Origin of the sequence: Mucilaginibacter sp. MD40 (assembly GCF_002288635.1) — a bacterium.
In the GTDB taxonomy this organism is placed as follows: Bacteria; Bacteroidota; Bacteroidia; order Sphingobacteriales; family Sphingobacteriaceae; genus Mucilaginibacter.
Map to the genome: position 1 here is coordinate 763,905 of NZ_NRSW01000001.1, position 25,986 is coordinate 789,890.

A 25,986-nucleotide genomic window follows, 5' to 3' on the forward strand; every position below is an offset into this window, starting at 1 on the left:
ATGCGTAAACTGGTCATCCTATTAATTGCTGCATTCTTCGTTACTTCCTGCGCGGCCAAAAAAGGCACTATCAGCAGCAGCAAAGCACGCAAAAACAACAAGGCCATACAAAAGCTTAACCGCGCAAGCATTGCTGCCCATAAAGACCTTACTTCCCTTGAGTATATCGAACGTTTTAAGGACATTGCCATACAGGAAATGAACACCTATGGTATACCTGCCAGCATTACCCTTGCACAGGGGTTATTTGAAAGCGGTGCAGGGAATAGCGACCTGGCAAAATTCGCCAACAACCATTTCGGCATCAAATGTGGCAGCACCTGGACTGGCGAAAGTTATTACAAGAACGATGATAACGAGAACGACTGCTTCAGGGTTTACGCTAACCCCGAAGAATCATTTCGCGACCACTCCGAGTTTTTGAAGAAAAAGAACTATGCCCGCCTCTTTGAGCTGGACAGGAACGATTATAACGGCTGGGCTTACGGCCTTAAGGCGTGCGGCTATGCAACCAACCCCAAATACCCGCAGCTGCTTATTAACCTCATCACCAAATACCAGCTTGACCAGTATGACCGCCCGGAAGGAGAGATAGCCAAAATTAAACGCGAGGACCGCGTATTGGGCGAAATAAACCAGAAAGTAAATACGCCCCAGCAGGATAGCATCACCAAAACCCCGCCTGATGATAAAATTTACACCGTTAAACAGGGCGATACACTATACAGCATTTCCAGGCGTTTTGGTATCACCGTTGACGACTTGCGTGAGCTGAATAAACTGCCTGATAACGGTATTAAAATTGGCCAGAAGCTGGTTGTAGTGAAATAGTGTTAAAGATTGTTAAAGTATAAATTACCCCGCTGCAAAGCCATAACTTTAAACTCTGTAATGAAGTTTTGGCTTACACTTTTTTTATTGGTATCCTGCTGTTCCGCGTTTGCCCAAGCGCCGGTAACTGGGATAGTATTTGACAAGAATAGCAGCGAGCGCATAGCCAAAGTTAATATTACCAACCTCAACAGCGGCAAAACCGCTTATAATGACCTCAAGGGTGAATTTAGCATAACCGCCAAAATTGGCGATCAGCTCGTATTTTCAAAACCCGATCACTTTAGTGATACCGTAAGCATTTCCAGTTACACGCCTTTGGCTATATATTTAAAGCCGGTGGCTATACAATTAAAAGAAGTAACCATCAAGGGAAAAAATCTTACACCCGAGCAGCAATTAGTCAACACTAAGCGCGAATACGCTAAAATTTATAGTCCATCCAGTAATCCCGATCTGCTTAATATGGGTAATGGCGGCGTGGGCCTCGGTATTGATGCTTTATATAATTTATTCAGCAAAAGCGGCCGTAATGCTGAAAAGTTAAGAGGGATAATTGACGACGAACAAAAGCAAAAAGTGATTGACTACCGGTTTAATAAAACGTTTGTACAGGGCGTTACCCATCTGGAAGAACCACGTCTTACCGATTTTATGCAGAAATACCGTCCGGGCTACTACCTCGTAACAACCGCCGGCGATTATGAGTTTATCGCTTACATCCGCACGAACCTTAAGCGTTATCTGCGGCATTCAAAAGCGCATGAGCTTCCGGCACTGCCAAAGGTTAAAGTAGACAACAATTGATCATCGTATTCCCATACATGCGCGTAGCCGGGATGGCTTTATTTCCATTTATCCTGGTGAAAAATGCTGCATTTAAAGCCGATGCCATACTCATTAACCACGAGCGCATCCATCTCCGGCAGCAGGCCGAGTTACTTATCCTTCCTTTTTATATACTTTACCTGTTAAATTACGTTATTAACATGTTGCGCTATAGAGCACATTATCCGGCTTACCGGAATATTGTGTTTGAGAAAGAAGCATATGACCATGAGGCGGATATGAATTATCTCGCTACGCGTAAATGGTACCGCTTCATGACCTATTTTTAATTAATACGATGAAATAACAGATTTTTACTTTTTATTTGTGTACATGTTTAAAACGGGTATTAAGCTTATCTTCCTGCTGGCACTCATCTACAGTGCAACGGCTTACGGGCAAACCACCGACACCCTTAAAAAGGACACTGTAAAAATTGACACGGCTTTACTGAATAAATACCGGATAAATTCCAGGAGAAATGCTATCCCTGTGCCACCGGCGCCCTTACAAATAAGGCAGGAACTTATACCGGTAACCATGCTGGATTATAAAGTAAGTTACTGGCGTAAATCCATCACTTTCGGCTTAAACTTTAACCAGTCTGCGTTTACAAATAATTATTCAGCGGGTGGTGTATCTTCAATAGCAATCGGCTCGAATTTTATTTATCATACCGAATACAATAAGGCACCTTTCAGCTATGTATCGGAACTCAACCTGCAATACGGTAAATCAAAAAGCAAAGGTTTAGGCTCACGAAAAACCAACGACCGTATTTTTTGGGATAATAAACTGGCCACGCAAATGGCCAAACACTGGTTTTTCTTTGGCGCGTTAAGCTTTGAATCGCAATTTGATAAAGGCTACACTTACGACCCTAATAATGTACTGCCACCAACGTTGATCTCAAATTTTATGGCGCCGGGTTACTTAACAGAATCTATCGGTTTTGAGTATAAACCTGCTTCGTATTTTGACCTGCGCTTGGGTACTGGTACCGCCCGCCAGACCTTTGTGCTGGACGATGCCATTTTCGCACCCGGACAAACCGACGCCTTTGGCGTAAAAAGAGGCAGAACCACCCGTACGGATATCGCCTTTCAGGCAGTAGCCATATTGGATAAGGATATTGCCAAAAACATGCACCTTAACGCCCGTTATGAAATGTTTGTACCTTACGGGCAACCTTTAAGTTATACCCGCCACCGTTTAGACGCAGTGCTGGCGGCCAAGGTAAACCGCTTGGTAAATGTATCATTAAACGGCACACTCCTGTTTGATAAAAACACCGGCATAAACGATATTCAGGGCACCGAAGGGTTGGCACTGGGTGTGTTGTATAAATTCCCCTGATCTTTAGTCAGCAGTTTGCGCTAAAGCGCTTACTTGCCCTTCCTTATTCCGTTGGCTGAAGCCAACGGCAATGATTTTGTCTTTTTAATCATTGCCGTCCCATACATGGGACGGGTAACAGGTATGTACAACATGTCTCTTGTTCAAATATCATCCGGCAATGATTTCTTCTTTCTATCATTGCCGTCCCATTCATGGGACGGATAACAAGCTTGAATGAACGGCTTCCTTCATTACCGTCTCATTCATGAGACGGAGAACTTGCATTTAAAAAATCAAAAGCTATATTTGCGCAATAAAATTCTCAAGGGGTGCCTTGCTTTGAGTAAAATCAAACTGAAAGACAGGCTGAGATCATACCCATGATCCCCCGGAACTCTGAATGGGAGCAATAAAACTCTAAAGTCGACTTAGGGTTATTCTGCTCCCCCTTTAGGGGGCCGGGGGGCGACACCTGATCCGGGTAATGCCGGCGTAGGGAGAGGTAAATAGTTAAGTATACTGCGGCTTTACCCTGGCGCGCAGCAAGTTTAACTCGTTATTGTTCATAAAATCTTGAAAAACCTATTCATGGCCATTATGGCCCTGCTGTTGCCCGTTGTTGCATCAGCCCAGTTTTCCATCAGCGGAAAAATCACCGATCAATCCGGCCAGGTTTTGGCCGGAGCTACCGTTTCCATCACTAATCCTGATGTAAGCGCGCAAACCAATAATCGCGGCGCGTACAGTCTTACCGGTTTATCCGCAGGCACTTACACGGTAAAAGCCAGTTACGTTGGTTTTACGCCGGTAACACGTAGCATCACAGTTAATGCTAACCAAACAGTAAATTTCACACTTACCAGTAATTTATTTACTACCGAAGAAGTAACCGTAACCGCTACACGCGCCAATAAAACGTCACCAACGGCGTTTACCAACCTGAGCAAAAAAGACATCCAGAAAAACAACTTCGGGCAGGATCTGCCTTATCTGCTTAACCAAACCCCGTCTGTGGTTACCACATCAGATGCCGGAGCGGGCGTGGGTTATACCGGTATCCGCATCCGCGGGAGCGATGCTACACGCATTAACGTAACCATCAATGGCATCCCTTATAACGATTCGGAAAGCCAGGGCTCGTACTTTGTAGACCTGCCTGACATCGCCTCATCTATCAACAATATACAGGTGCAGCGTGGGGTAGGTACATCAACCAATGGCGCAGGTGCTTTTGGGGGCAGTATCAACATACAAACCACTACCCGCCGCGATACCGGCTATGCCGACATCAGCAGCTCGGCTGGTTCTTATAACACCTTTAAAAATACCATTAACCTGGGTACGGGTTTATTGGGAGGTAAGTTTTCTGTAGATGGCCGCCTTTCGCAGATCACCTCTGACGGATACATTGATGCCGCCTCATCAGACCTTAAATCGTACTTTGTAAGCGGTGCTTATTACGGTAAAAACAGTACGCTACGGGCTAATATATTTTCAGGCAAGGAGCGTACTTTCCAGGCATGGAATGGTATACCTGATTATATTATCAGCGATAACTCGTTGCCCAATCACCGCACCTACAATGAGCTCGGCCTGATGCCAAACGGCCAGCGCTACCGCGACCAGGTAGATGATTACCTGCAAAACCATTACCAGTTATTATATGACCAAAAGGTATCGGACAAGTTATCATTCAGCGGGGCTTTACATTACACCCGAGGTAAAGGTTATTATGAAGAATACAAAGCCGGAGCGGCCGTTACTGATTACGGTTTAACACCGGTACATTATGGTACCGACACTATAAAAACCACTGATCTGGCACGCCGCCGCTGGCTGGATAATTATTTTTATGGCGTAACCTACGCCCTAAAGTATAACCCGCAAAGCAATCTTAATTTTACGCTTGGCGGTGCATACAACCAATATAAGGGAGCGCACTACGGGAATATTATTTATACAGAGCAAAGCGCGGGCATCCCGCCTAATTACCAGTACTACCGGGATGATGCAAAGAAGAATGACTTTAATATTTTTACCCGTGCTGAATGGCGCTTAGGCCAGGTGATCCTGAATGCGGATATGCAATACCGCCGCATTTATTACTCCTTCCTCGGTTTTGACCGCAACCTGAACAATGTGCAACAGGACGCTACCTTAAACTTCTTTAACCCCAAAGCTGGTATTACTTATCTGTTTAATGAAAATAACAACGTTTACTTCTCTTACGCGGTAGGTAATCACGAACCCAACCGCGATGATTATACCAACTCTACACCGGCAAGCCGTCCTAAGCCCGAGACACTGCATGATTTCGAGGCCGGATATCGCACGTCAGGCGATGTATTTAAAGGTGGCATCAACCTTTTTTACATGCTGTATAAAAACCAGCTGATCCTGACCGGCGCGCTTAATGATGTTGGGTCGCCCACCCGCGTAAACGTAGACAGGAGTTACCGTGCAGGTATTGAGTTTGACGGCAAAGTGCAGGCCACTAAACAATTAAGCATAGGGGCAACAGCTACTTTGAGTACCAATAAAATAGATAACTATACCCAATATTTAAGCAATACCAATGACAATACATTGGTGCCTATATACCTGCCTAAAACAGATATCGCTTACTCGCCTTCGTTCATTGCTTCGGGTGAGATAGCTTACAGCCCCGTTAAAGGTGGCGAGATCGCCTTGCTTAACAAATACATCAGCCAGCAATTCCTGGATAATACCATGAACACTAACCCGGCGGGCTTTCCGGCAACAGGTAACAACCGGTTTGTACGCGACAGGATGTTAAAGGGTTATTACGTTAGCGATGTGCGTTTGCGCTATAATTTCGCGGTTAAGCATGTAAAGAACATTGCTATAGGCTTACAGGTGAATAACATTTTCAATAGGGAGTACGAAGCAAACGGCGCTACGTACCCTGATATTGAAGGTGGCCAGGTAGTCAATTACAACTACTTTTTCGCGCAGGCTAAGCGCAACTTCATGTCATCGGTAACTATAAGCTTTTAACATGCAAAGCTGGGCACACCTATTTATTGAACAGGTTAGGGCCACTTCGCTGTTGGAGTGGCTGGCTGTGTTGTTAAGTGTTGCCGAGGTACTGCTGGCACGAGCCAATAAAGTGTGGCTATACCCCACAGGTATAGCCTCCACTTTAATTTCAGTTTATCTTTTACTAAATGTACATCTTTTTGCCGAAAGTTTGTTGAACGTATATTATGTGGTAATGAGCGTTTACGGATGGTATCACTGGGTAAAAAAGCGGCGCCTGACGCCTGTAAAAGTTAGCTTTGCCACACGTCGGGAATGGGTAATTACTTTATTGATCGTTTTTGCGGGCTGGGGAATACTTTATTGGCTGCTGGCCAGATTTACACCATCAACTGTTCCGCTATGGGATGCCTGGGTATCATCAACAGCCTGGGCGGGTATGTGGCTGCTGGCCCGCCGAAAGGTAGAGAATTGGCTACTGCTTAATGTAAGTAACCTGTTTGCTGTTCCGCTGCTGTTTCATAAAAACCTGGCGATGTTCGCGGTGTTAACGGCGTTTTTATTTATTGTAGCCATTTTCGGATATCTCGACTGGCGCAAAATAGCAAAAGAAGGTAAAGCATGAGCCAAATTCACCATCCATCAGAGATATTGCTGCCTGCGTGGGTTGAAACCATCAGAAAATACGCCGGCGAAGCAGAACAATCAGGCCGCCTGCACCCCAAACAGCTCGAACTGATCTACGAGCAGGAATGGTTTAATCTTTTAGCCCCGCAAATATATGGCGGGTTGCAAAAGAGCTTACCCGAAATTATCAGGACAGAAGAGGCCTTAAGCTGGGCCGATGGTAGTCTGGGATGGGTGGTTACCCTTTGCAGTGGAGCGGGCTTTTTTGGCGGCTATATTTCACCGGCTATTGCCCCCGGCATATTCGCAGACAAAGAAGTATGTTTAGCTGGCAGCGGCGCCGATACTGGTACAGCTAAAAGACACAAAGATGGCTATATCATTAATGGCAGCTGGAAGTATGCCAGCGGTGTGCACCACGCCACTTATATTACCATTAACTGCCGCATAATGGATAAAAGTGGGAATGAACTCTTAAAAGAAGGGATGCCGCTTATCCGGTCGTTTATCATCGACAGGGCCGACGTGCAACTACAACCCGGATGGAAGTACGTAGGAATGATCGCAACGGGCAGCGACGCATATAAAATTGAGAACATTTATGTGCCTGAAGACCGTTGCTTTGAGATTGCGCCACAGTCGGCGGTTGTTAAAGATCGACTATACCATTATCCTTTTTTGCAACTGGCAGAAGCTACGCTCGCGGCAAACCTATCTGGCATGGCGGTTAACTTTACAGATCTTTGCGGCGATGCCTTTGCTTATAAGGCCACTAACCTGCGCCGGGTAAGTTCAAAGAACGCCGATCTAATGATGGAGGAAAGGCAATACGCCGTTAATTTGTTAAACGACGCCCGGTTGGTTTTTCATGAGGCCGTTAACCTTTCATGGGGAGATATAGAGAATAAAGATTATTTAAAAGCCGTAAGCAGCGCCAGCCGCGTACTGGCCCGCATTGCCCGCGAAACGGTTGATGAGCTTTACCCTTACTGCGGCTTACTCGCCGCATCGCCAGATACGGAAATTAACCGTGTTTGGCGCGATATACATACCGCAAGCCAGCATTCCCTCCTTACCTTTCTCGAACTGTAACGTTAATCTTCTAAAAACGCTTTCAAGCTTTCCAGGGTATCTGCTTCCTCTTTAGGCTTGTCATGCCGCCAGCGTAGTATCCGTGGGAAACGAAGCGCTATGCCCGATTTATGCCTTGTTGACCTGTTGATGCCTTCGAAACCTATTTCAAATACCAGCTCAGGCTTAACCGTACGTACCGGACCAAATTTTTCGAGCGTGTTGCGCTTAACAAAGTAATCAACTTTATTGATTTCCGCATCAGTAAGGCCTGAATAAGCTTTGGCAAAAGGCACCAGTTTATCTCCATCCCACACAGCAAAGGTGTAATCCGTATACAGGTCGGCACGGCGGCCGTGGCCTTTTTGGGCGTATATCATTACCGCATCTACCGATAGCGGGTCTATCTTCCATTTCCACCAGTCGCCCCGGCGCCTGCCTACCTGGTAGGTGGCGCTTTTGCGCTTAAGCATAATACCTTCCGCTATCATCGCTCTTGATTGCTCCCTTATGCTCTCAAGCTTCTCCCAACTATTAAAATCTATCAGGGTAGATAACCTGAACACTTCCTGATAAGCAGAATTACCTTGAAGCCCCTCTAACAAACTCCGACGCTCAGCCTGTGTTTTGCTACGTATGTCTTCGCCCTCATATTCCAGGCAATCATAAACAATGGTAGCGACAGGGCTATCGGTTAAAATTTTCTTACTTAGATTTTTTCGGCCTATACGGGTTTGCAATACATTAAAAGGCAGCGGTTTTCCATCCCTGAAACTCAATATCTCTCCGTCAAGCACTGTACCATCGGGTAAGGCCTGTAGAAAGGAATGCAATTCAGGAAATTTTTCGGTAGCCAGATCTTCGCCACGGCTCCATATAAATATTTCTCCGCCGCGCTTGATCATCTGAGCACGTATACCATCCCATTTCCACTCTGCCTGCCATTGCTCCGCGTCGCCAAGCGAGGCTTCAACATCGGCCGCTGATTTTTGTCTTTCTGATGTTTCCTGTATGGGATATGCCAGGAAAAACGGGTAGGGCCTCGAAATATCGTCCGAAGCGGTTTGCTCCTGCACCAGTTGGTCAAACGTGTAATTCTCAGGCATCCATTTACCCATAATGCGATGGGTTAATGCCGGTGCCTCAATACCTGTGACATCGGCCAGTGCTTTTACCACCAGGTTTTGTGATACGCCTATACGGAAACTGCCGGTAAGTAATTTGTTAAATACAAACCGCTCCTGGCTATCCAGCATAGCCCATGAGGTCAACAGCCAGTCCTTCTTCTCCGCCTCGGTCTTATCCGCCAGGGCATTGATCTCGGCAATCCATTCGGTTAAGGTTTTACTGCTGCTGCTTTCATTTTCCGGCATCAGTAATGACATGGTTTCGGCCAGGTCACCAACTACATGATAGCTTTCCTCAAACAGCCAGGCCGGGATATTTGATGCCTCAATAGCCCAATGCCTGATGAGCGTAGCATTGATCTGGCGTTTGGGCCTGCGGCCGGTAAAAAGAGCCAGCATGTGCATTTTATCTGTATCCGGCACAGTAGCAAAGTAATTCTTTAAAACCTTTACCTTTTCGTTGGTTTTGTTGGTTTCGTCCAGAGAAAGAAAAAGTTGTGCAAATGCTTTCATTAAACCATCTCCTTTCTATCAGTTAGTTCCGCTGTTTCTTCCTTCTCCTCCTTTTCGGTAATGGTAGCGTCCTCTTCCTCTCCGCCGTAAAGGGTATGTACTTCCCGGGCGTTAAAACCGATCTCGTTGAGGTAACGTGTAAAAGAAGCGGTGTAGCCATGCGTAAGATATACGCATTCGCAGCCGGTGGCATCAATGGCACTAACCAGGCCATCCCAATCGGCATGGTCAGACATGATGAAACCTCTATCAGCAGCGCGCCTGCGCTTTGCCCCCCGCAGGGCCATCCACCCGCTGCAATAACCAAAACTATAAGGCCCAAACTTGCGCATCCATGGCGTACCAACTGCCGATGGCGGCGCCAGTATAATCCCTTTACGCACATCTTCTTTTACCGAAGCTTGTGTAATACGCTCTGTGGAGTTTAACACAACGCCATTGCGCCTTAACGCTTCGTTCGTATTCTCGATAACACCATGGGTGTATACTTTTCCAATATCCAGATCGAGGTTTTGTAATATACGCTGCGCTTTACCCAGCGAGTAACCGACAATGATGGTGGCGACACCATTTTCCTTATTGGTTTGCCACCAGTTATTAATATCCCTGAATAATTGCTGCTGCGGCTTCCAGGTGTACACCGGCATCCCAAAAGTACATTCGGAAATAAAATGATGGCACTTTACCGGTTCAAAAGGTGTGGATATGCCATCATCTTCAGTCTTATAATCGCCGGAAACCACCCACACCTGCCCTTTATATTCTATACGGATCTGCGCCGAACCAATCACGTGCCCCGCCGGGTGTAGGGATATTTGTACGCCATTTTTTACAACTGTTTCGCCATAACCAATGGTTTGCAGATTGATGTCGCCCAGGCGATATAACATCACCTCTCGTGAGAGATGATGTGCCAAATAGTTTTTATGCCCAAAATAAGCATGATCTGCATGGGCATGGGTAATCACGGCATCATCTACCGGCTTCCAAGGGTCGATATAAAACCTACCCTGCTCACAATAAATGCCTCTGTCTGTAAATTCCAGCAATGGTTTGGCCATAGTTTAGATAACCTACAGGAATTGAATAAGTTTTAAACAGGATATATCCTGCCGATAACAAGCATTTTTATACAAAACGGGCCACTGCATCAGCGGCCCGTTTTGTATAAATTTATAGTGAATTCTATTTCAGCACTTCGCCAATAGCGGTGCCTATATTGCCGCTCGGCGCCTGTATATGCAGCAATTCTGCAACGGTAGGGGCAATATCGGTCATATGGGTTTCGCGGGTAAGGCTGCCATGTTTTATACCCCAACCCATAAATACCAATGGTATGTGCGCGTCATAAGGGTTCCAGGTGCCGTGGGTTGTACCTGTTTGGCCATGGCCGCTGTACCAGCCGGGCTTCAACACAATTTGTATAGTGCCGCTATGTTCGGGGCTATAGCCATTTTGTATGCGCTCACGCAGTGCTGATGGTATGTTGGCTTCCTGCACACGCTGCATATCTACCGCGTAAGCTATTGCAGGCTGTGTCATCAGGTATTGTATGCAATCAAACTTCAGTGCTTCTTCGCTTACTTTCTGCTTTCTTATCTCGGCATAATTAAAGTTAACCTGGTAGTTATTAAAGCTCAACACGGCCCTTTTTAAGTTGTATTTTTCTTCCAATACTTTGTTAAGGCTGGTCAGGGCCACACCATCATTCCAGATACCGCCGGGTATGCGATGATCTTGCAGGAATGTAGCATTGTGCGCCGCGCCATGATCGGCAGTTAGGAAAACAGTATAATTACCTTTACCCAGTTTACCATCAAGGTAGGTAAAAAACGCGGCCAGGTCTTTGTCTAAACGCAGGTAAGTGTCCTCAGCCTCTACCGAATTAGGGCCAAACTGGTGGCCTACATAATCGGTAGATGACAAGCTAACCGCCAGGAAATCTGTAACGGTATTGGTACCAAGCTTTTCACCTTCAACCGCGGCACGGGCAAGGTCGAGCGTTAAACTGTTACCGAAAGGTGTAGAACGAATCATGCCCACATTGCCCTTATACAGCGTGGAGGTTTTAATAGGAAAAACGGGAGCATCCGTTCCGCTGAACTTTCCTTCATACGCAGGGCTGTTATCCGGCGCGCTTTGTACGTAGCTATTAACGGGATACAAAGTGTTCCAATCCTGGTTCAGGTACTTTTCCGCAGGCTTGCCGGCATTAAAGGATTTTACCCAGGCAGGCAGGTCGGTCATGTAATAAGTGCTGCTTATCCAGTTGCCAGTAGCATCATCAAACCAGTAAGCAGCATTTGCGGCGTGCCCGGCAGGTAATATCCCGCCACGGTCTTTCAACGCTATACCAATAACTTTTGAGCGGAAATTGGTTGCCAGCTTAAGCTCATCGGTAACCGTGCTGGCCAGCAAATTACGGGGTGACATTTTACCCGCTTTTGAGGTACTGCCAACCGCGGTAACGGTGCTGTCATCTGTGCAATAGATGGTTTTGCCGGTAGCCTGTATAATAAAATCGTTCCCGGCAATACCATGAATAGATGGTACTGACCCGGTGTAAATACATGTATGCCCGGCGGCTGTTACCGTAGGTATATATGGGATCAGTGTATTTTCGCAGGTAAAACCTTCGTTAAGCAGGCGTTTAAAGCCGCCGGTTTGGTAGCGATCATAATACCGGTACAAATAATCCCAGCGCATTTGGTCAACCACTACACCCACTACCAACTTAGGACGAGGCAGAGCAGCCTGAGCCGCGGTAAATTTTTTATTCTGGGCGGATGCGGTAAATACCACAGCCGCAAAACTCAATGAAAGCAGAAAAGATCTCTTCATGATACGTTTGCTGTAATAAAGGGCAAATATCATACTTTACATATGTAAACAATGTGATATTTATGTTATAAAGCCGTTACATAACCAGCTATTACAGCTTAAATTTCCCTTTTAAGGCGGCAAGCTTTAAGGCCATATCTGTTTCAGGTTCGGCTTTTTGCTGAGGCCTCGTGTTAAAATTCTTACCGGCAGGGCGGTTTTCTTTAGGGCGATTATTACTATTTGCAGCCTGCTCGCGCTTCTCCGTTTCCTTCATACTTAACGAAATACGCTTACGGTTAACATCAACTTCGGTAACGGTTACTTCCACGCGCTGATGAACTTTCAGGACCTCGTTGGGGTCTTTGATGAAACGATTGGTGATCTGGCTCAAATGCACCAAACCATCCTGGTGAACGCCTATATCCACAAAAGCTCCAAAGTTGGTAATGTTAGTGACGATGCCGGGCAGTTTCATCCCTACTTTAAGATCGCTAATGGCATTAACACCTTCGGTAAAGCTAAACGCCTCAAATTGCTCACGCGGGTCGCGACCAGGCTTGGCCAGCTCGGCCATAATATCGTTAAGGGTTGGTAAGCCCACGGTATCAGAAATATATTTCTGCAATGGGATGGAAGCACGCAGCTTTTGATCACGCATCAGATCGCGGACGCTGCATTTCAGGTCGGCAGCCATTTGTTCTACCAGGGCATAACGCTCCGGGTGAACGGCACTTTCGTCAAGCGGGTTCTCCGCTCCACGGATGCGAAGGAAACCGGCTGCCTGCTCAAAGGCTTTATCGCCAAGGCGCGCCACTTTCTTCAATTGGCTACGCTGCTTAAAGGCACCGTTCTGGTTACGATAGTCCACAATATTCTGTGCCAGTTGCGGACCAAGTCCTGATATATATGACAGTATTTGTTTTGATGCCGTGTTCAATTCAACACCTACGGCGTTCACACAACTGATAACGGTATCATCCAGCGATGTTTGCAGTTTATTCTGGTCTACATCGTGCTGGTATTGGCCAACACCGATAGATTTTGGGTCTATCTTAACCAATTCCGCAAGCGGGTCCATCAAACGGCGACCGATCGACACCGCACCCCGCACGGTAACATCTTGGTCCGGGAATTCTTCACGGGCCACTTCAGATGCCGAGTAGATGGATGCGCCGCTCTCGTTTACCATCACAATGGTAGTACCCGGTAGGTTTAGCTTACGAACAAAAACCTCTGTTTCGCGGCCTGCAGTACCATTACCAATGGCAATAGCTTCTATATCGTATTTTTTAAACAGGTGCTCAATTGTCTTTTCTGCTTCGCGTGCCTGGCCGACTCCGGTATGCGGAAAAATGGCGGTATACTCTAACAGCTTACCCTGCTCATCCAGGCAAACCACTTTGCAACCCGTACGGAACCCGGGGTCGATAGCCATCATGCGTTTCTGCCCAAGCGGGGCACTTAACAACAGCTGACGAGCATTCTCCGCAAATACGCGGATGGCTTCTTCATCCGCGTTCTTTTTAGTGAGCAGGCGTATCTCAGTTTCCATCGATGGCTTGAGCAAGCGCTTATAGCCATCAGCAATAGCCAGTTTCATTTGCGCAGCTGCTGCGTTGTTAGCAGTGATAAACTCGCGCTCTAACAGGTCAATGGCATCCTCTTCGGCCGGTTTGATATCCAACCACAGTATTTCTTCCTTTTCGCCGCGGCGCATGGCCAGCACGCGGTGCGATGGCGCGGATTTAACCGGCTCTGTCCAGTCGAAATAGTCTTTATATTTAATGCCTGTTTCCTCCTTGCCGGGAATAACCTTCGACTCAAATACGCCTTTTTCGGTAAATAACTGGCGCATCATAGCACGGGTTTCGGCATTTTCACTAATGTATTCGGCTATGATATCACGAGCACCGGCTAACGCCTCAGCAGTGTCTTTCACTCCTTTTTCTTCGCCGATGTATTTGGCCGCTTCGCCGTCTACGTCAAAAGTTTTTTGCGCAAGAATGGCATCTGCTAAGGGCTGCAAGCCCTTTTCGCGGGCTGCAGTCGCGCGGGTTTTGCGCTTTGGGCGGTAAGGCAGGTAAATATCCTCTAAGGCTACCATGGTTTCAGCCGCGTTGACCTGCTGCTGCAGATCGTCTGTTAACTTACCCATATCACTTAACGATTTCAGGATAGCTTCGCGGCGTTTATCCAGGTCGCGCAGTTGTTGTACACGGTCGCGGATGGCGGCTACCTGCACCTCATCTAAACTGCCGGTAAGCTCTTTTCGGTAACGCGATATAAAGGGAACGGTTGCGCCTTCATCAAGCAGGGCAATAGTTGCCGCCACCTGTTTGCTGCCAACAGAAAGTTCCTGTGCTATTTTAATATTGTATTCCATGGTTGTGTGATTTCACCGATTATTTAAGGATTGCTCCGATGTTGATTTTGTAATTCACTGAGGCAATTCAAAAATAACAGGATTGCGAAGTTGAGGGTAATTGAGAAGAAAAGCAATTGAAAAATTAAGGCAGAGCTGTCATGAACTCTGCCTTAAAGGATTATTTTTCGATTACAATATATTAATGCGCTTCCAGCCAATTTGATCCCGTGCCTATCTCAACCATAATCGGCACCTCTGTTTTGATGGCGTTCTTCATGTTCTCGGTGATGATCGGTTTGATAATGTCGAGCTCGCTTTTCACTACATCAAACACCAACTCGTCATGCACCTGCATGGTCATTTTTGACTGCAGGTTTTTGGCTTTCATTTCACGGTGAATGTTGATCATGGCAATCTTGATCATATCCGCAGCTGAACCCTGTATAGGCGCGTTGATGGCATTTCGCTCGGCAAAGCCGCGCACGGTTGCGTTGGCCGAATTGATATCGCGCAGATAACGGCGGCGGCCCATCAGCGTAGTCACATAACCGTTCTCGCGGGCAAAGTTCATGGTATCGCTCATGTATTGCTTAATGCCCGGGTACTGTGCAAAATATTGCTCTATAATATCTGCAGCTTCTTTGCGTGGTATGCCCAGGTTTTGTGATAGCCCGAATGCTGACTGCCCGTAAATGATACCGAAGTTAACCGCCTTTGCATTGCGGCGCTGTGTACCATCCACTTCCCCTAAAGCCACGCCATAAACTTTGGCAGCAGTAGCGGTATGGATGTCAACATTATCAATAAAGGCCTGGCACATGTTGGGGTCTTTACTTATCTCGGCGATGATGCGCAACTCGATCTGCGAATAATCCGCCGAAACGATGATGTGGTTTTCATCCCTTGGAATAAACGCTTTGCGCACTTCACGGCCGCGCTCTGTACGGATAGGGATATTCTGCAGGTTAGGGTTGGTTGAACTTAAACGGCCCGTTGCCGCTACCGCCTGGTTATATGAGGTATGTACACGACCTGTTTTGACATTCACCATGGTTGGCAGGGCATCTACGTAGGTAGATTTTAGTTTCTGCAACTGGCGAAAATCCAGTATATCACGCACAATGTCGCTCTTGGCAGCCAACGCCATCAACACATCCTCGCCGGTTTGGTACTGGCCGGTTTTGGTTTTTTTAGCTTTAGGGTCGAGCATTAGCTTTTCAAACAACACCTCGCCTAATTGCTTTGGCGATGCAATGTTAAAACGCACGCCGGCCTTTTCATAAACTGTTTTTTCCAGTTTGGCTATATCGGTTTCCAGTTCTTTGGAAAACTCACGCAGCGTATCGTTATCTATTCGAACGCCTTCGTGTTCAATATCGGCCAATACATATATCAGCGGATTCTCTATCTCGTGCAGTAATTTCTCTGCCTCTACTTCTTTTATTTTGGGCTCAAAAACAGTGCGAAGCTGCAGGGTTACGTCAGCATCTTCTGCTGCGTAATCTTTTATTTTCTCTATCTCTACATCGCGCATGTTGCCCTGGTTTTTACCTTTAGGGCCAATGAGCTCGGTGATAGAAACAGGTTTATAGTTTAAGTAGTTTTCAGAAAGGATATCCATGTTGTGGCGGGTATCCGGGTCGATCACATAATGCGCCATCATGGTATCAAACAAGTCGCCTTTCATTTCCACATCGTACCACTTCAACATCAGGATGTCGAATTTCAGGTTTTGGCCTGTTTTACCGATGGCAGGATCCTCAAAGACAGGTTTAAACTCCGCTACTATCTTCTTTGCCTCTGCTTCATCGGCAGGGACAGGTACATACCAGCCGTGGTGATGCTTAACAGCAAACGACAAGCCCACCAATTCGCAAAAGTTAGCATCAGTACCTGTAGTTTCCGTATCAAAGCAAATGTGTTTTTGCGCTTTTAATACGCTGATCAGTTCCGCGCGTTTTTCAAAAGTATCTGCCAGGATATACTCGTGCTCAATGGTATTGATATTCTTGATCTCTACCGGAGCGGGTGGCTCATAAATATCCTCAACATCAACCGTAAGTGTGGTACGGCCGCCTGCAACCGGGTTACCAAAAAGATCGGTTTGTACAGTCACCGCCCGTGTTTCGGTGATGCTGAAATCATCGCCGAATACCCTTCGGCCCAGCGTACGGAACTCCAACTCGGCAAATAGCGGCTCCAGCAAGTCTTTACTTGGCGCGCACATCTCCAAACCGGCCTCATCCAGTTCAACCGGAACATCTAACAGAATTGTAGCCAGTTTTTTGGAAAGCAAGCCCTGCTCGGCATATTTCTCCACATTCTCCCTCATTTTGCCCTTTAACTCGTGGCTGTGGGCAATAATGTTTTCCATGGAGCCATACTGTTTAATAAGCGCCTTGGCTGTTTTTTCGCCAATGCCCGGGATGCCGGGGATATTGTCCACCGCATCACCCCAAAGGCCCAATATATCAATCACCTGTTCAACATGTTCCACTTCCCACTTTTTGCAAACCTCTTCAACACCCAAGATCTCCATATCATTACCCATGCGGGCTGGTTTGTAAATCTTGATGTTTTCAGACACCAGTTGTGCAAAATCCTTATCGGGGGTCATGCAATATACCTGATAACCTTTCTTTTCAGCCTTTTTAGCAAGGGTACCGATAATGTCATCAGCCTCGTAGCCATCTGATGTGATGAGTGGTATGTTGAACCCAAGCACTACTTTAAAAATATAGGGCAGTGCCTTAGACAGGTCCTCGGGCATAGCCTCGCGATGGGCTTTGTAATGTTCGTAATCGGTATGGCGCTCGGTTGGGGCATCAGTGTCAAATACCACCGCCATGTGGGTTGGCTTCTCCTTTTTAAGCACATCAAGCAGGGTATTGGTAAAACCCATTACCGCAGAGGTGTTTAAACCACCCGATGTAAAGCGCGGACTTTTACTTAATGCAAAATGAGCCCGGTATATCAGGGCCATACCATCTAAAAGGAAGAGCTTCTTCATATTTATTGATGATTACACTGATTATTGATGCGATGTCACCGATTGCAGTGTCATGGCACCTAACTCAATGCGATTGTTCAGATTACTATGTTTTCAAAAATACGATTTATGGTTGATGAGTAACTAATCGGTGAAATCATTTTCAAGTCGGTGAAATCTTCTATCTGAAAGAGCACTCCGGCACATGATCATTCACCATACCCACCGCCTGCATAAAGGCATAACATATTGTAGTGCCGAAAAACTTAAAACCCCGCTTTTTCATATCCTTACTAATGGCATCAGACTCTGCAGTACTTACCAACGGACCATGGTAAGCCGTGATGGGTTTCTCGTTGGGCATAAAGCTGTACAGGTAATTATTAAAGGAGCCAAACTCTTTCTGCACATCTATAAATAATTGCGCGTTACGGATAGCCGAATCGATCTTTAAGCGGTTACGGATAATGCCTGCATCATTAAGCAAACGTTCTTTGTCCGCCTCCGTAAAGGCGGCTACCTTTTTCACAGCAAAATTGGCAAAGGCTTTGGCATAGTTTTCCCTCCGGCGCAAGATGGTTATCCAGCTAAGGCCTGCCTGTGCCGCTTCAAGCGTTAAAAACTCAAACAAAACCTTATCGTCATGAGTGGTTTTGCCCCATTCCTTATCATGGTATTCCATATACAGCGGGTCGGTACCGCACCAGAAGCAGCGGGTAAGTTCAGTTGGCAGTTTTGAGTTGGCAGTTGGCATAGTTCAATATTAATGTTGTCATTGTGAGGAGGGAAGCGACGTGGCAATATCAGAGGACATGTGGACATACTGAGATTATTGATGTATATACTTTAAGAATATTTGTATCAATGAGCTCCCTTCGGTCGGTTGTCCACGCTATCGGTCGCAATGACATGGTGAAGATTATAAATCGTTTAACTCATCCCAATATTCTACGGCACGGCGATAATGCGGAATAACAATAGAGCCGCCCACCAGGTTAGCTATCATAAATACCTCGTTCATTTCATCGTGGTTTACACCGGCTTCGTGGCATTTGCCAAGGTGGTATTTGATGCAGTCGTCGCAGCGTAGCACCATGGATGCTACCAGGCCAAGCATTTCTTTGGTTTTTACATCCAGCGCACCATCGGCGTAAGTGGTGGCATCCAGCGCAAAAAAGCGTTTTATGTTGGTGTTGGCGGTTTCCATTATCCTGTCGTTCATTTTTGTACGATAGGCTTCAAAGTCGTTTATCAGTTGTCCCATGAGATTTATTTTAGCGTCTCTAAAATGGGTTCTTTTTTGTTAATTAGCGCAAAATTTAATCAACCTTTACGCTCACATGAAATTTTTCAGCTCCTTGTTTGTTTTTAGCTTCCTTTTTATAACGAGTGTATTTTCTCAAAGTAATTTTAAGCCAGGTTATTTCTTAACTACTCAAAATGATACCGTAAAAGGATTTATCAACTACCGCGAGTGGGACCAAAACCCTAAACAGGTTATTTTTAAACCGGCCTTAAATTCGCCTTCGCAGAATATAACATTAAATAACGCGAACGGATTTGGAGTAAACGGATTTGAATACTACACCAAAGCAATTGTAAAGGTAAGCACAAGCCTGGAGAGCTTGGCCGAATTACCGCGGGATGTAGATACTACCTACCGTGTTGATACCGCCTTCCTTAAAATTGTTGTAAACGGCAGTAAACTCATATTTTATACCTACAACACGAATATAAAACCTGTTTACTATGTAGGCAACAGAAGCACAGGAGAAATTACACCACTGAAAAGGTATGTGTACCTTGATGAGAATGGAACTATAAAAAACTTAGATATTTTCAGGAGCCAGCTTATAGGTCTGGCTATGCTTAACCAGCCCGGTAACCAAAAGCTTCAGGATATAATTGCCAGCGTTAAATATGATGAGTATCAGCTGGCCAATATTGTAGCGTTAATTAATGGTTATCCTAAAACAAAAAAAGTAATAATCAATAACGGTGCAACACGTTTTTTTGCCGGGGCTGGTGTTGGGTTTTCAACGCTCAAGTTTAGCGGTGATGTAGCTCCATTTTCAAATGGTGCATCGGCGCGTTCAGTAACGCCAATCGTATCCGCCGGCTTAGATTTTTTAGTAAATAAGCAAACCGAAAAGCTAATCATAAGATTTGAGTTGACTGCCACAGGAAAGCATTTTTCAATTACAGAAATACCTCAGGAAAACAGGTCGAACAGCCTTGACTTTAAATATCTGAACCTCGGCTTTATCCCTCAATTGATGTACAATATTTATTCAACAGATAAATTAAAAGTATTCTTAAACGCGGGTTTAGGGTTTAATCTTAATACATACAATAAATATGCTTACGAATTAAATTTTCGTGGAGATATTACCCGAATGAATAAATTCCCGGAATTTGAAGGATTTGTTTTTACTATACCCATTAAAGCCGGGGTGCAGATTAACAAGCATGTACAAATCTATGGAGGCTATTCGCTACCTTCTGCTATAACAAGTTACAGTGCGTGGGATGCAAGCGTAGCTACGGTTAGCGGCGGCGTCAACTATTTATTTAAATAATGATCACCTTTACACGTGTCGACCATTTCCATATCTGCGTACCGCCGGAAAAACTGGAAGAAGCGAAAGCGTTTTATATTGAGATTGTTGGCCTTGGATTGATAGAGCGTCCGGATCACCTGTTTTCGTCCGCAGGTTATTGGTTTAACATCGGCAATGTACAGTTACACATTGGCGTTGAGCCGGCCCTGCCGCGCAGTATAAGGCATACTGCTTTTGAAGTGGAGGATGTTGATGCAGCGCGACAATTGCTACAGGAAAACAGCATTGAAATTATTGAAGAACCTGTGATACCGGGCAGGCGCCGTTTTGCCTTTATTGATCCGTTTGGCAACCGCATGGAATTATTACAACTTATATAACTATTCCGGTTGGTTGGCCCAGTTTATGTTTTTTCGCATAATAAAACGCGAATAATGAAACTGATATCTCCCAATCTGCATGGCATTATAGATTATTTTCTGATCATTTTTTTATTCCTTTCGCCCATAGTGTTTAATATGACCACCGATACAGGTGCGCAGATTTACACACTGGCTGTTGTACAACTAGTACTTACTGTTGCCACGAACTATAGTTTTGGCATATTTAGGGCTATTCCTTTAAAGGTACATGGCATTATAGAACTGTTGCTAAGCGCCGGTATGGTTGTGGCATCGTTCACCATACTGCAATACGATGAGCGTTCGAGAGGATTTTATGCTGGAGTGGGCATATTTTGGTTTATTGTGGTAGTATTTACCAATTACGATAAAAGCAAAGATGGCATTAAAGCGCCAATTCTATAGCCGGATCCCAAAACACGGCTTTAAAGTTTTGTACCTGGTTATCGGCAACCTCTATACCTTCGATTTCCAGCAACTGCTGCATCGTATTACCGCCGAAATGAAATTTGCCCGTAAGCAACCCGTGCCGGTTTACAACTCGATGTGCAGGTACTGGAGGGTTTGCTGTCCCCGCTACCTGCATGGCATACCCTACCACCCTTGATGATCTCTTAGCACCCAGGTACGCGGCCACAGAGCCATAGGAAGTAACCCTTCCCCTGGGTACCTGGCGTACTACGTCGTACACATTATCAAAAAAGTTGTAATCGGCCATTGCTTATCTTAAAACGAGAATTTAAGATAGTTAATGTTTTTGTTATCTGCCAGGTACTTTTTCTCATAATAAGTTTTTATAGCTAATACCTCGGTCACGTAAGGGGAATGATATAGGTCCTCTGTACGGATATGCAAGTGTAAACCGAGCTCCGCAATTTTTTCGGCGGTGTAGGCATGCAAGCCATCATTGTCTGTCTTAAGGTTTACATACCCACCTGGCTTTAACAGCTCTTTATATTTCTGCAGGAAACGCGGAGAGGTAAGTCGCTTCTTTTCTCGGCTAAGCTGTGGTTGCGGGTCGGGGAAGGTGATCCAGATCTCGTCAACTTCTCCTGGAGCAAAATAGTCCAGCAGGTTTTCTATCTGTATGCGTAAAAAGCCTACATTATTTACCCCTTCTTCCAGTGCGGTTTTAGCACCACGCCAAATACGGTTACCCTTATAATCAATACCTATAAAATTCTTATCGGGAAACATTTTAGCAAGGTTTACACTGTATTCGCCTTTTCCGCAGGCCAGTTCTAAAACCACGGGGTTGCCGTTTTCAAAGAAACCTTGCGACCAATTACCTTTTAATGGTTTGCCGGCATCTAATTGTAACACGTTACTAAAAGTCTCTATCTCAGCAAAGCGCCTTAACTTATCTTTTCCCATAAGGCTGCAAAAGTACAAAAAATCAGAGAGGGATAAACGCGCCGCGCTTATCCCTCTCTTTTACCATTTTTTGCAATAAGATATACTTTAATGCATATGTTTAAGCAACGGAGACTCCTCTACAACTTCCACCTTCACCTTAACCGGTTTCTCTTTTTTCTTAAAAAGACCATCAAAAAGGCCTTTAGCTTTGTGCCATACACTACTTACCGAATCTTCACTGATGTAAGATGATGCTTTTTGAGATAGCACACCCACAATAGTTTTTATAAGGAAGTTCGATTTTCTGAATAAGGTTTTATTAAGTGTGATGGGTAATACAAACCTTGATAGCAATCCTAAAAAGTCCTGTTTAAAAAATCCGGCATGTTTAATACCATCTACAGTGGCAGACCCGGGGAATAAAGAAAGCACGGTTGAAAATATAGCAGCAGGCCCACTAAACCGGGCTTTTAACGCCACAGACTGTTGTGCCTCTAATCCTTTTAACCTGGCTATTTCGGCGCGCAGATCAGTAATGTTATTTACAGGTAATTCCATTTTATTTAAAAAGCTTTTTAATCATGATGTTTATTAAAGGCCTTTGAACACCGCGCTTGGCAACCATCATAACAACGGCTATAAGTGCATAGAATACCGTAACACAACCAAAGCCCTGCCAGTATGAGTGTAACAGGCTGCCCACCCATAATGCAAGTGTGAAACTGAGAAATAAAAAGGCGAGCAAACACAACACTATGATTATTATGTCTGTAATAATATCTGCTATTATTGACGAACCCCGTTCAATCGCTTCATATTTAAATAGCTTAAGGCGCGTTTCAGCATACTCCTTAAGCTGTTCAATTATTGGGCGCACGGGCTGTTGTTCTGGTTCTTTTTCTTTTCCAGGTTCCATTGGTAGATGTTTAACACCGGGTTATCGGTAGAAGGAAACTATTTTTAAGCATGCTCAAGGTCGTCCTGATATTCTTCTTCAGCGCCTTTTACTTTATTTTTTATATTCTCAACAACCTTGTCCTTTAGGCCAACCAGTTTATCAATTTCTGCAGCGGCAGTTTCTTTGATAGAATCGCCAAGGTTGTTTAATGATTCGGTTAGTTTATCTCTTGTTTCTGAACCTTTATCAGGAGCAAATAATATTCCTAACGCCGCGCCTGCTGCTAATCCTGCCAGTAGGGCAACTACCACTTTTGTGTTATCGTTCATAGTTATATAAATTTTTAAGTTGGATAATTGTTTGCTTTATTATTAAATAAGTTGTGGCTTATGCTTCAATCAGGTGCTATTATACTAAAATTTACGGAGTTTCCGGACCTGTTCGCACGCGCTCAAGGCGGTCCTCAGCCATCCTGTTGGTTTCATATATTTCCAGCAGCAGCAGGAAATACGATAATAATACCGGCCCGAAAACGAGGCCCAATATACCAAACATCGGCAACCCAATAAATACACCTATAACGGTAATAATAGGATGTGTATTACCTACTCGCCGGTTAATGATCATGCGCAGTACGTTATCTACATTGCCTATAAACAGTATGCCATAAAGTAAAAGTATAACCCCCTGCACCTTATCACCGTTAGCGTATAATATAATACTGGCCGGTATACAAAGTGTTGGTGCGCCAACTACAGGCAGGAACGATATAAACGCGCCTATTACCCCCCAAAATATAGGGTCGGGGATGTTAAATATCCAAAACCCGTTAGCCAGTAAAGCGCCTTGTGTAATGGCAATTATACCTTGCCCAAGTACATTGGAGTAGGTTGAATTACGCAGCTCAGTAGCAAACTTCAAAGCATGCTGCTCACGAAATGGGGCATATTTTAAAAGCGTTTGCTCAAATTCGCGCCTTTGCACAAACATAAAATAGAGTAAAAAGTACATCACCAAAAGGGTGAGCACAATATTTGCCGCGCTGCTGAGTAAAGACGGAAACAGATCGGCTACGTAGGCGCCGAGTTTTTGCAGGGTACTTTCAGCAAACTTTGGCTGCCCCAGGTTGGCGGCGGTAAAATCATCTATTTTTTGCGTCCACTTATCAATTTGTAGCGACTCCCGGTTGATGTTGGATATCTTACCGATCACCATGATACTGATAAAAAGGAAGGGAATTACAATGACAATAAGTGATATAAAGATAATGATCATCGTAGCGAAGGATTGGTTAAACCCACGCTTTTCTACCATCCAGAGGTAAAACGGCCGAAAAATGGTAAACAAAACAATAGCGCCCAATATAGAGCTAAACAGATCACTTAAAGCATACAGCAAAAAGCAGCCAAGCACAATAATGCTTACCAGAATAATATTATTACGCTGTTTAATATTAAAAATGGACATAGGCTATGGCATGCGAACAATTATTTATTGTAAAGCGCCAAATAGCTAAAAAGTTTGGTGCTTTGTTTTAAGGTTTTGTAAAATCATTCAGCATAAGGTCAATGGCTTTTGCCGATTGTTCCAGGCTGCTGATGTACAAGGCCAGATCTTCGCTGGTATCTGCCTGGCATTCAAACTTTAAGCCCGCAATGGCCAGTTGTATGTTTGACAACTGGTTCTTAATATCATGCCTTAAGCGCAGAAAAGCAGTTGTGGATATGTTGCTGTTAACATCGCTGCTTTCCATACTATTATTTAAGGTTAATGGCCTTCATTTTATTATACAGCGTTTTGCGGTCGATATTTAGTATCTCGGCGGCTTTGGTCTTGTTAAAATTAACCTCGCGTAAAACCCTTAATATGGTTTCATGTTCAGCGCCCAGGGCCGCGTTTTTCAAGTCGTGCTTAGCTTCTTTCTGCTCGTTATTAGCGGCAGATGGTGATGATTCGAAGGCTGACACCCTGTAATTAGAAATTTCCAGTGGAAGGGTTTTCATGGTTATCTCATTGCCCTCGGTTAATAGTGTAGCGCGCCTTACCACATTTTTTAACTCGCGGATATTACCCTGCCAGCGGTAGTTCATAAAACACTCTACCACATCGGGCGAAAAGCTGGTAACATTCCGGTCAAGTTCCTGGTTGGCTACTTTAAGGAAGTGCTCGGCCAGCATCATAATATCATTCCCGCGTTCGCGCAGGGGCGGCATAAATATACTAAACTCATTAAAGCGATGGTAAAGGTCTTCCCGGAAACGGCCTTTGTTGATACCGTCCTGCAGGTTTTCGTTCGTCGCTATAATAATGCGTACATCCAGGTCGATTTCTTTAGTACTGCCAATACGTTTTACCTTGCGCTCCTGTACTGTTCGCAACAGTGCCGCCTGTATCTCATAAGATAAGTTTCCTACCTCATCCAGGAAAAGTGTACCCCCGTTAGCCATTTCAAAATGGCCAATTTTTGTGTATAGCGCGCCCGTAAATGAACCTTTTTCGTGACCAAAAAATTCACTTGCAGCAAGCTCTTTGGTTAAGGAACCACAATCCATAGCCACAAATGGCTCATTGGCCCGCGGGCTGTTCATGTGTATGCTCTTCGCAACTGATTCTTTACCGGTGCCGCTTTCTCCCAATATAATTACGCTGTAGTTGGTTGGCGCAACCAGTTCTATTTGGCGGTATAATTCTTTTGAGGCCTTGCTGGTACCTACAACAAACTCAGCTGTGAGCACTTGCTTCTTGTTTTCTTTTGAGCTGGCAGGTTTAGTGCTACTATAGTCGCTTCCCGCGCTTTCCTGCAGGGCGTATTGCGTTTCTATAGCCTTATTAATGGTATTTAATATCTCATCCGGATACAGCGGTTTGGTGATATAGTCATACGCCCCCATCTTGATGAGTTCAACCGCCATCTTTATATCCGAGTAACCTGTAATAATAATAACACCGGTTTTAGGATAGAGCGCCTTAATGTTCTTGAGCATTTCCCGGCCATCCGTGTCCTCCAGCCTGAAATCGCAAAGCACCAGGTCGTATTCCTCCTTTTTTAGGCATTCCATACCTGCACTGCCGTTGGCGGCGGTGGTTATTTCGAACCCGTTGCGCGTTAAAAACTTTGAGAGTAATAACCCAACGTTAACTTCATCGTCAATGATGAGGATTTTCTTCATATCACCAAATAGTATACAGGGTAAATGTAGTATTCGTATTAATATACAAATAATCGCTAAGTTATCAGAATAATTATTAATTAAGGGT

General features: G+C 45.0%; 25 protein-coding genes. 10 read left to right on the forward strand and 15 right to left on the reverse strand.

Annotated elements, in window-relative coordinates:
- The 7 genes from CKK33_RS03410 (at position 1) to CKK33_RS03440 (ending at position 7,716) form a co-directional block, all read left to right on the forward strand.
- Positions 1-831, forward strand: a complete 831-nt coding sequence (locus CKK33_RS03410) for a glucosaminidase domain-containing protein (protein ID WP_095702763.1) — start codon at positions 1-3, stop codon at positions 829-831.
- Between the two features lie 60 nt (positions 832-891).
- Positions 892-1,638 (forward strand): hypothetical protein, encoded by a 747-nt coding sequence (locus CKK33_RS03415; RefSeq protein ID WP_095702764.1) that lies wholly within the window; start codon positions 892-894, stop codon positions 1,636-1,638.
- The gene (locus CKK33_RS03420; RefSeq protein ID WP_233138138.1) at positions 1,635-1,949 is read left to right on the forward strand and encodes a hypothetical protein; all 315 of its coding nucleotides are present in this window, start codon (positions 1,635-1,637) and stop codon (positions 1,947-1,949) included. The genes CKK33_RS03415 and CKK33_RS03420 overlap by 4 nt, the downstream gene beginning before the upstream one ends.
- Before the next feature lie 43 nt (positions 1,950-1,992).
- Positions 1,993-3,015, forward strand: a complete 1,023-nt coding sequence (locus CKK33_RS03425) for a DUF3078 domain-containing protein (RefSeq protein WP_095702766.1) — start codon at positions 1,993-1,995, stop codon at positions 3,013-3,015.
- A gap of 555 nt (positions 3,016-3,570) precedes the next feature.
- Positions 3,571-6,015, forward strand: coding sequence for a TonB-dependent receptor (locus CKK33_RS03430; RefSeq protein ID WP_369803529.1), 2,445 nt, complete (start codon positions 3,571-3,573; stop codon positions 6,013-6,015).
- Position 6,016: 1 nt separating this feature from the next.
- Positions 6,017-6,622 (forward strand): nicotinamide riboside transporter PnuC, encoded by a 606-nt coding sequence (gene pnuC, locus CKK33_RS03435; protein WP_095702767.1) that lies wholly within the window; start codon positions 6,017-6,019, stop codon positions 6,620-6,622.
- The gene (locus CKK33_RS03440) at positions 6,619-7,716 is read left to right on the forward strand and encodes an acyl-CoA dehydrogenase (RefSeq protein ID WP_095702768.1); all 1,098 of its coding nucleotides are present in this window, start codon (positions 6,619-6,621) and stop codon (positions 7,714-7,716) included. Before pnuC ends, CKK33_RS03440 begins: the two co-directional genes overlap by 4 nt.
- A gap of 2 nt (positions 7,717-7,718) precedes the next feature.
- On the opposite strand, the gene CKK33_RS03445 is transcribed toward CKK33_RS03440, so the two are convergent.
- The 7 genes from CKK33_RS03445 to CKK33_RS03475 form a co-directional block, all read right to left on the reverse strand.
- Positions 7,719-9,335, reverse strand: coding sequence for an ATP-dependent DNA ligase (locus CKK33_RS03445; RefSeq protein ID WP_095702769.1), 1,617 nt, complete (start codon positions 9,333-9,335; stop codon positions 7,719-7,721).
- Positions 9,335-10,396 (reverse strand): ligase-associated DNA damage response exonuclease, encoded by a 1,062-nt coding sequence (locus CKK33_RS03450; RefSeq protein WP_095702770.1) that lies wholly within the window; start codon positions 10,394-10,396, stop codon positions 9,335-9,337. The genes CKK33_RS03445 and CKK33_RS03450 overlap by 1 nt, the downstream gene beginning before the upstream one ends.
- Positions 10,397-10,520: 124 nt before the next feature.
- Positions 10,521-12,176, reverse strand: a complete 1,656-nt coding sequence (gene pafA, locus CKK33_RS03455) for an alkaline phosphatase PafA (protein WP_095705733.1) — start codon at positions 12,174-12,176, stop codon at positions 10,521-10,523.
- 91 nt (positions 12,177-12,267) lie between these two features.
- Positions 12,268-14,541: a Tex family protein gene (locus CKK33_RS03460; protein ID WP_095702771.1), complete on the reverse strand. Its 2,274-nt coding sequence runs from the start codon at positions 14,539-14,541 to the stop codon at positions 12,268-12,270.
- Positions 14,542-14,722: 181 nt separating this feature from the next.
- Positions 14,723-17,533, reverse strand: a complete 2,811-nt coding sequence (gene polA, locus CKK33_RS03465; RefSeq protein ID WP_095702772.1) for a DNA polymerase I — start codon at positions 17,531-17,533, stop codon at positions 14,723-14,725.
- Positions 17,534-17,693: 160 nt separating this feature from the next.
- Positions 17,694-18,266, reverse strand: coding sequence for a DNA-3-methyladenine glycosylase I (locus CKK33_RS03470; protein WP_198952435.1), 573 nt, complete (start codon positions 18,264-18,266; stop codon positions 17,694-17,696).
- Between the two features lie 165 nt (positions 18,267-18,431).
- Positions 18,432-18,776, reverse strand: coding sequence for a carboxymuconolactone decarboxylase family protein (locus tag CKK33_RS03475; RefSeq protein WP_095702773.1), 345 nt, complete (start codon positions 18,774-18,776; stop codon positions 18,432-18,434).
- A gap of 76 nt (positions 18,777-18,852) precedes the next feature.
- On the opposite strand from CKK33_RS03475, the gene CKK33_RS03480 reads away from it, so the two are divergent.
- Genes CKK33_RS03480 through CKK33_RS03490 form a run of 3 tightly spaced genes read left to right on the forward strand, consistent with a single transcriptional unit; the run spans position 18,853 to position 20,879 of the window.
- Positions 18,853-20,091: a hypothetical protein gene (locus CKK33_RS03480; RefSeq protein ID WP_095702774.1), complete on the forward strand. Its 1,239-nt coding sequence runs from the start codon at positions 18,853-18,855 to the stop codon at positions 20,089-20,091.
- On the forward strand, positions 20,091-20,453 hold the full coding sequence (locus CKK33_RS03485; protein ID WP_095702775.1) for a VOC family protein: 363 nt from the start codon (positions 20,091-20,093) through the stop codon (positions 20,451-20,453). Before CKK33_RS03480 ends, CKK33_RS03485 begins: the two co-directional genes overlap by 1 nt.
- A gap of 54 nt (positions 20,454-20,507) precedes the next feature.
- Positions 20,508-20,879: a hypothetical protein gene (locus CKK33_RS03490; protein ID WP_095702776.1), complete on the forward strand. Its 372-nt coding sequence runs from the start codon at positions 20,508-20,510 to the stop codon at positions 20,877-20,879.
- On the opposite strand, the gene CKK33_RS03495 is transcribed toward CKK33_RS03490, so the two are convergent.
- The 8 genes from CKK33_RS03495 to CKK33_RS03530 form a co-directional block, all read right to left on the reverse strand.
- A complete protein-coding gene (locus CKK33_RS03495; protein WP_095702777.1) occupies positions 20,860-21,192 on the reverse strand; it encodes an MGMT family protein in 333 nt (110 codons plus the stop codon). The two genes, CKK33_RS03490 and CKK33_RS03495, sit on opposite strands and share 20 nt — an antisense overlap.
- An 8-nt stretch (positions 21,193-21,200) precedes the next feature.
- Positions 21,201-21,848, reverse strand: coding sequence for a tRNA (guanosine(46)-N7)-methyltransferase TrmB (gene trmB / locus CKK33_RS03500; protein ID WP_095702778.1), 648 nt, complete (start codon positions 21,846-21,848; stop codon positions 21,201-21,203).
- An 87-nt stretch (positions 21,849-21,935) separates the two neighbouring features.
- Positions 21,936-22,388, reverse strand: a complete 453-nt coding sequence (locus CKK33_RS03505; protein WP_095702779.1) for a hypothetical protein — start codon at positions 22,386-22,388, stop codon at positions 21,936-21,938.
- Between the two features lies 1 nt (position 22,389).
- On the reverse strand, positions 22,390-22,746 hold the full coding sequence (locus CKK33_RS03510; RefSeq protein ID WP_095702780.1) for a phage holin family protein: 357 nt from the start codon (positions 22,744-22,746) through the stop codon (positions 22,390-22,392).
- 44 nt (positions 22,747-22,790) lie between these two features.
- A complete protein-coding gene (locus CKK33_RS03515; protein ID WP_095702781.1) occupies positions 22,791-23,057 on the reverse strand; it encodes a YtxH domain-containing protein in 267 nt (88 codons plus the stop codon).
- Positions 23,058-23,148: 91 nt separating this feature from the next.
- Entirely contained in the window at positions 23,149-24,195 is a 1,047-nt protein-coding gene (locus CKK33_RS03520; protein WP_095702782.1) for an AI-2E family transporter, read from the reverse strand.
- A 67-nt stretch (positions 24,196-24,262) separates the two neighbouring features.
- A complete protein-coding gene (locus tag CKK33_RS03525; RefSeq protein ID WP_095702783.1) occupies positions 24,263-24,481 on the reverse strand; it encodes a hypothetical protein in 219 nt (72 codons plus the stop codon).
- A 4-nt stretch (positions 24,482-24,485) separates the two neighbouring features.
- Positions 24,486-25,898, reverse strand: a complete 1,413-nt coding sequence (locus CKK33_RS03530; RefSeq protein ID WP_095702784.1) for a sigma-54 dependent transcriptional regulator — start codon at positions 25,896-25,898, stop codon at positions 24,486-24,488.
- Between the last annotated feature and the right edge of the window lie 88 nt (positions 25,899-25,986).

Bases quoted from the DNA above. Each gene is read 5' to 3' on its own strand.
- pafA (WP_095705733.1), bottom strand. From the start codon at position 12,176: ATGAAGAGATCTTTTCTGCTTTCATTGAGTTTTGCGGCTGTGGTATTT.
- CKK33_RS03490 (WP_095702776.1), top strand. From the start codon at position 20,508: ATGAAACTGATATCTCCCAATCTGCATGGCATTATAGATTATTTTCTG.
- CKK33_RS03450 (WP_095702770.1), bottom strand. From the start codon at position 10,396: ATGGCCAAACCATTGCTGGAATTTACAGACAGAGGCATTTATTGTGAG.
- CKK33_RS03495 (WP_095702777.1), bottom strand. From the start codon at position 21,192: ATGGCCGATTACAACTTTTTTGATAATGTGTACGACGTAGTACGCCAG.
- CKK33_RS03470 (WP_198952435.1), bottom strand. From the start codon at position 18,266: ATGCCAACTGCCAACTCAAAACTGCCAACTGAACTTACCCGCTGCTTC.
- CKK33_RS03480 (WP_095702774.1), top strand. From the start codon at position 18,853: ATGAAATTTTTCAGCTCCTTGTTTGTTTTTAGCTTCCTTTTTATAACG.
- CKK33_RS03505 (WP_095702779.1), bottom strand. From the start codon at position 22,388: ATGGAATTACCTGTAAATAACATTACTGATCTGCGCGCCGAAATAGCC.
- trmB (WP_095702778.1), bottom strand. From the start codon at position 21,848: ATGGGAAAAGATAAGTTAAGGCGCTTTGCTGAGATAGAGACTTTTAGT.
- CKK33_RS03485 (WP_095702775.1), top strand. From the start codon at position 20,091: ATGATCACCTTTACACGTGTCGACCATTTCCATATCTGCGTACCGCCG.
- CKK33_RS03415 (WP_095702764.1), top strand. From the start codon at position 892: ATGAAGTTTTGGCTTACACTTTTTTTATTGGTATCCTGCTGTTCCGCG.
- CKK33_RS03530 (WP_095702784.1), bottom strand. From the start codon at position 25,898: ATGAAGAAAATCCTCATCATTGACGATGAAGTTAACGTTGGGTTATTA.
- CKK33_RS03410 (WP_095702763.1), top strand. From the start codon at position 1: ATGCGTAAACTGGTCATCCTATTAATTGCTGCATTCTTCGTTACTTCC.
- CKK33_RS03510 (WP_095702780.1), bottom strand. From the start codon at position 22,746: ATGGAACCTGGAAAAGAAAAAGAACCAGAACAACAGCCCGTGCGCCCA.
- CKK33_RS03475 (WP_095702773.1), bottom strand. From the start codon at position 18,776: ATGGGACAACTGATAAACGACTTTGAAGCCTATCGTACAAAAATGAAC.
- CKK33_RS03515 (WP_095702781.1), bottom strand. From the start codon at position 23,057: ATGAACGATAACACAAAAGTGGTAGTTGCCCTACTGGCAGGATTAGCA.
- CKK33_RS03520 (WP_095702782.1), bottom strand. From the start codon at position 24,195: ATGTCCATTTTTAATATTAAACAGCGTAATAATATTATTCTGGTAAGC.
- CKK33_RS03425 (WP_095702766.1), top strand. From the start codon at position 1,993: ATGTTTAAAACGGGTATTAAGCTTATCTTCCTGCTGGCACTCATCTAC.
- CKK33_RS03445 (WP_095702769.1), bottom strand. From the start codon at position 9,335: ATGAAAGCATTTGCACAACTTTTTCTTTCTCTGGACGAAACCAACAAA.
- CKK33_RS03460 (WP_095702771.1), bottom strand. From the start codon at position 14,541: ATGGAATACAATATTAAAATAGCACAGGAACTTTCTGTTGGCAGCAAA.
- pnuC (WP_095702767.1), top strand. From the start codon at position 6,017: ATGCAAAGCTGGGCACACCTATTTATTGAACAGGTTAGGGCCACTTCG.
- CKK33_RS03440 (WP_095702768.1), top strand. From the start codon at position 6,619: ATGAGCCAAATTCACCATCCATCAGAGATATTGCTGCCTGCGTGGGTT.
- CKK33_RS03525 (WP_095702783.1), bottom strand. From the start codon at position 24,481: ATGGAAAGCAGCGATGTTAACAGCAACATATCCACAACTGCTTTTCTG.
- polA (WP_095702772.1), bottom strand. From the start codon at position 17,533: ATGAAGAAGCTCTTCCTTTTAGATGGTATGGCCCTGATATACCGGGCT.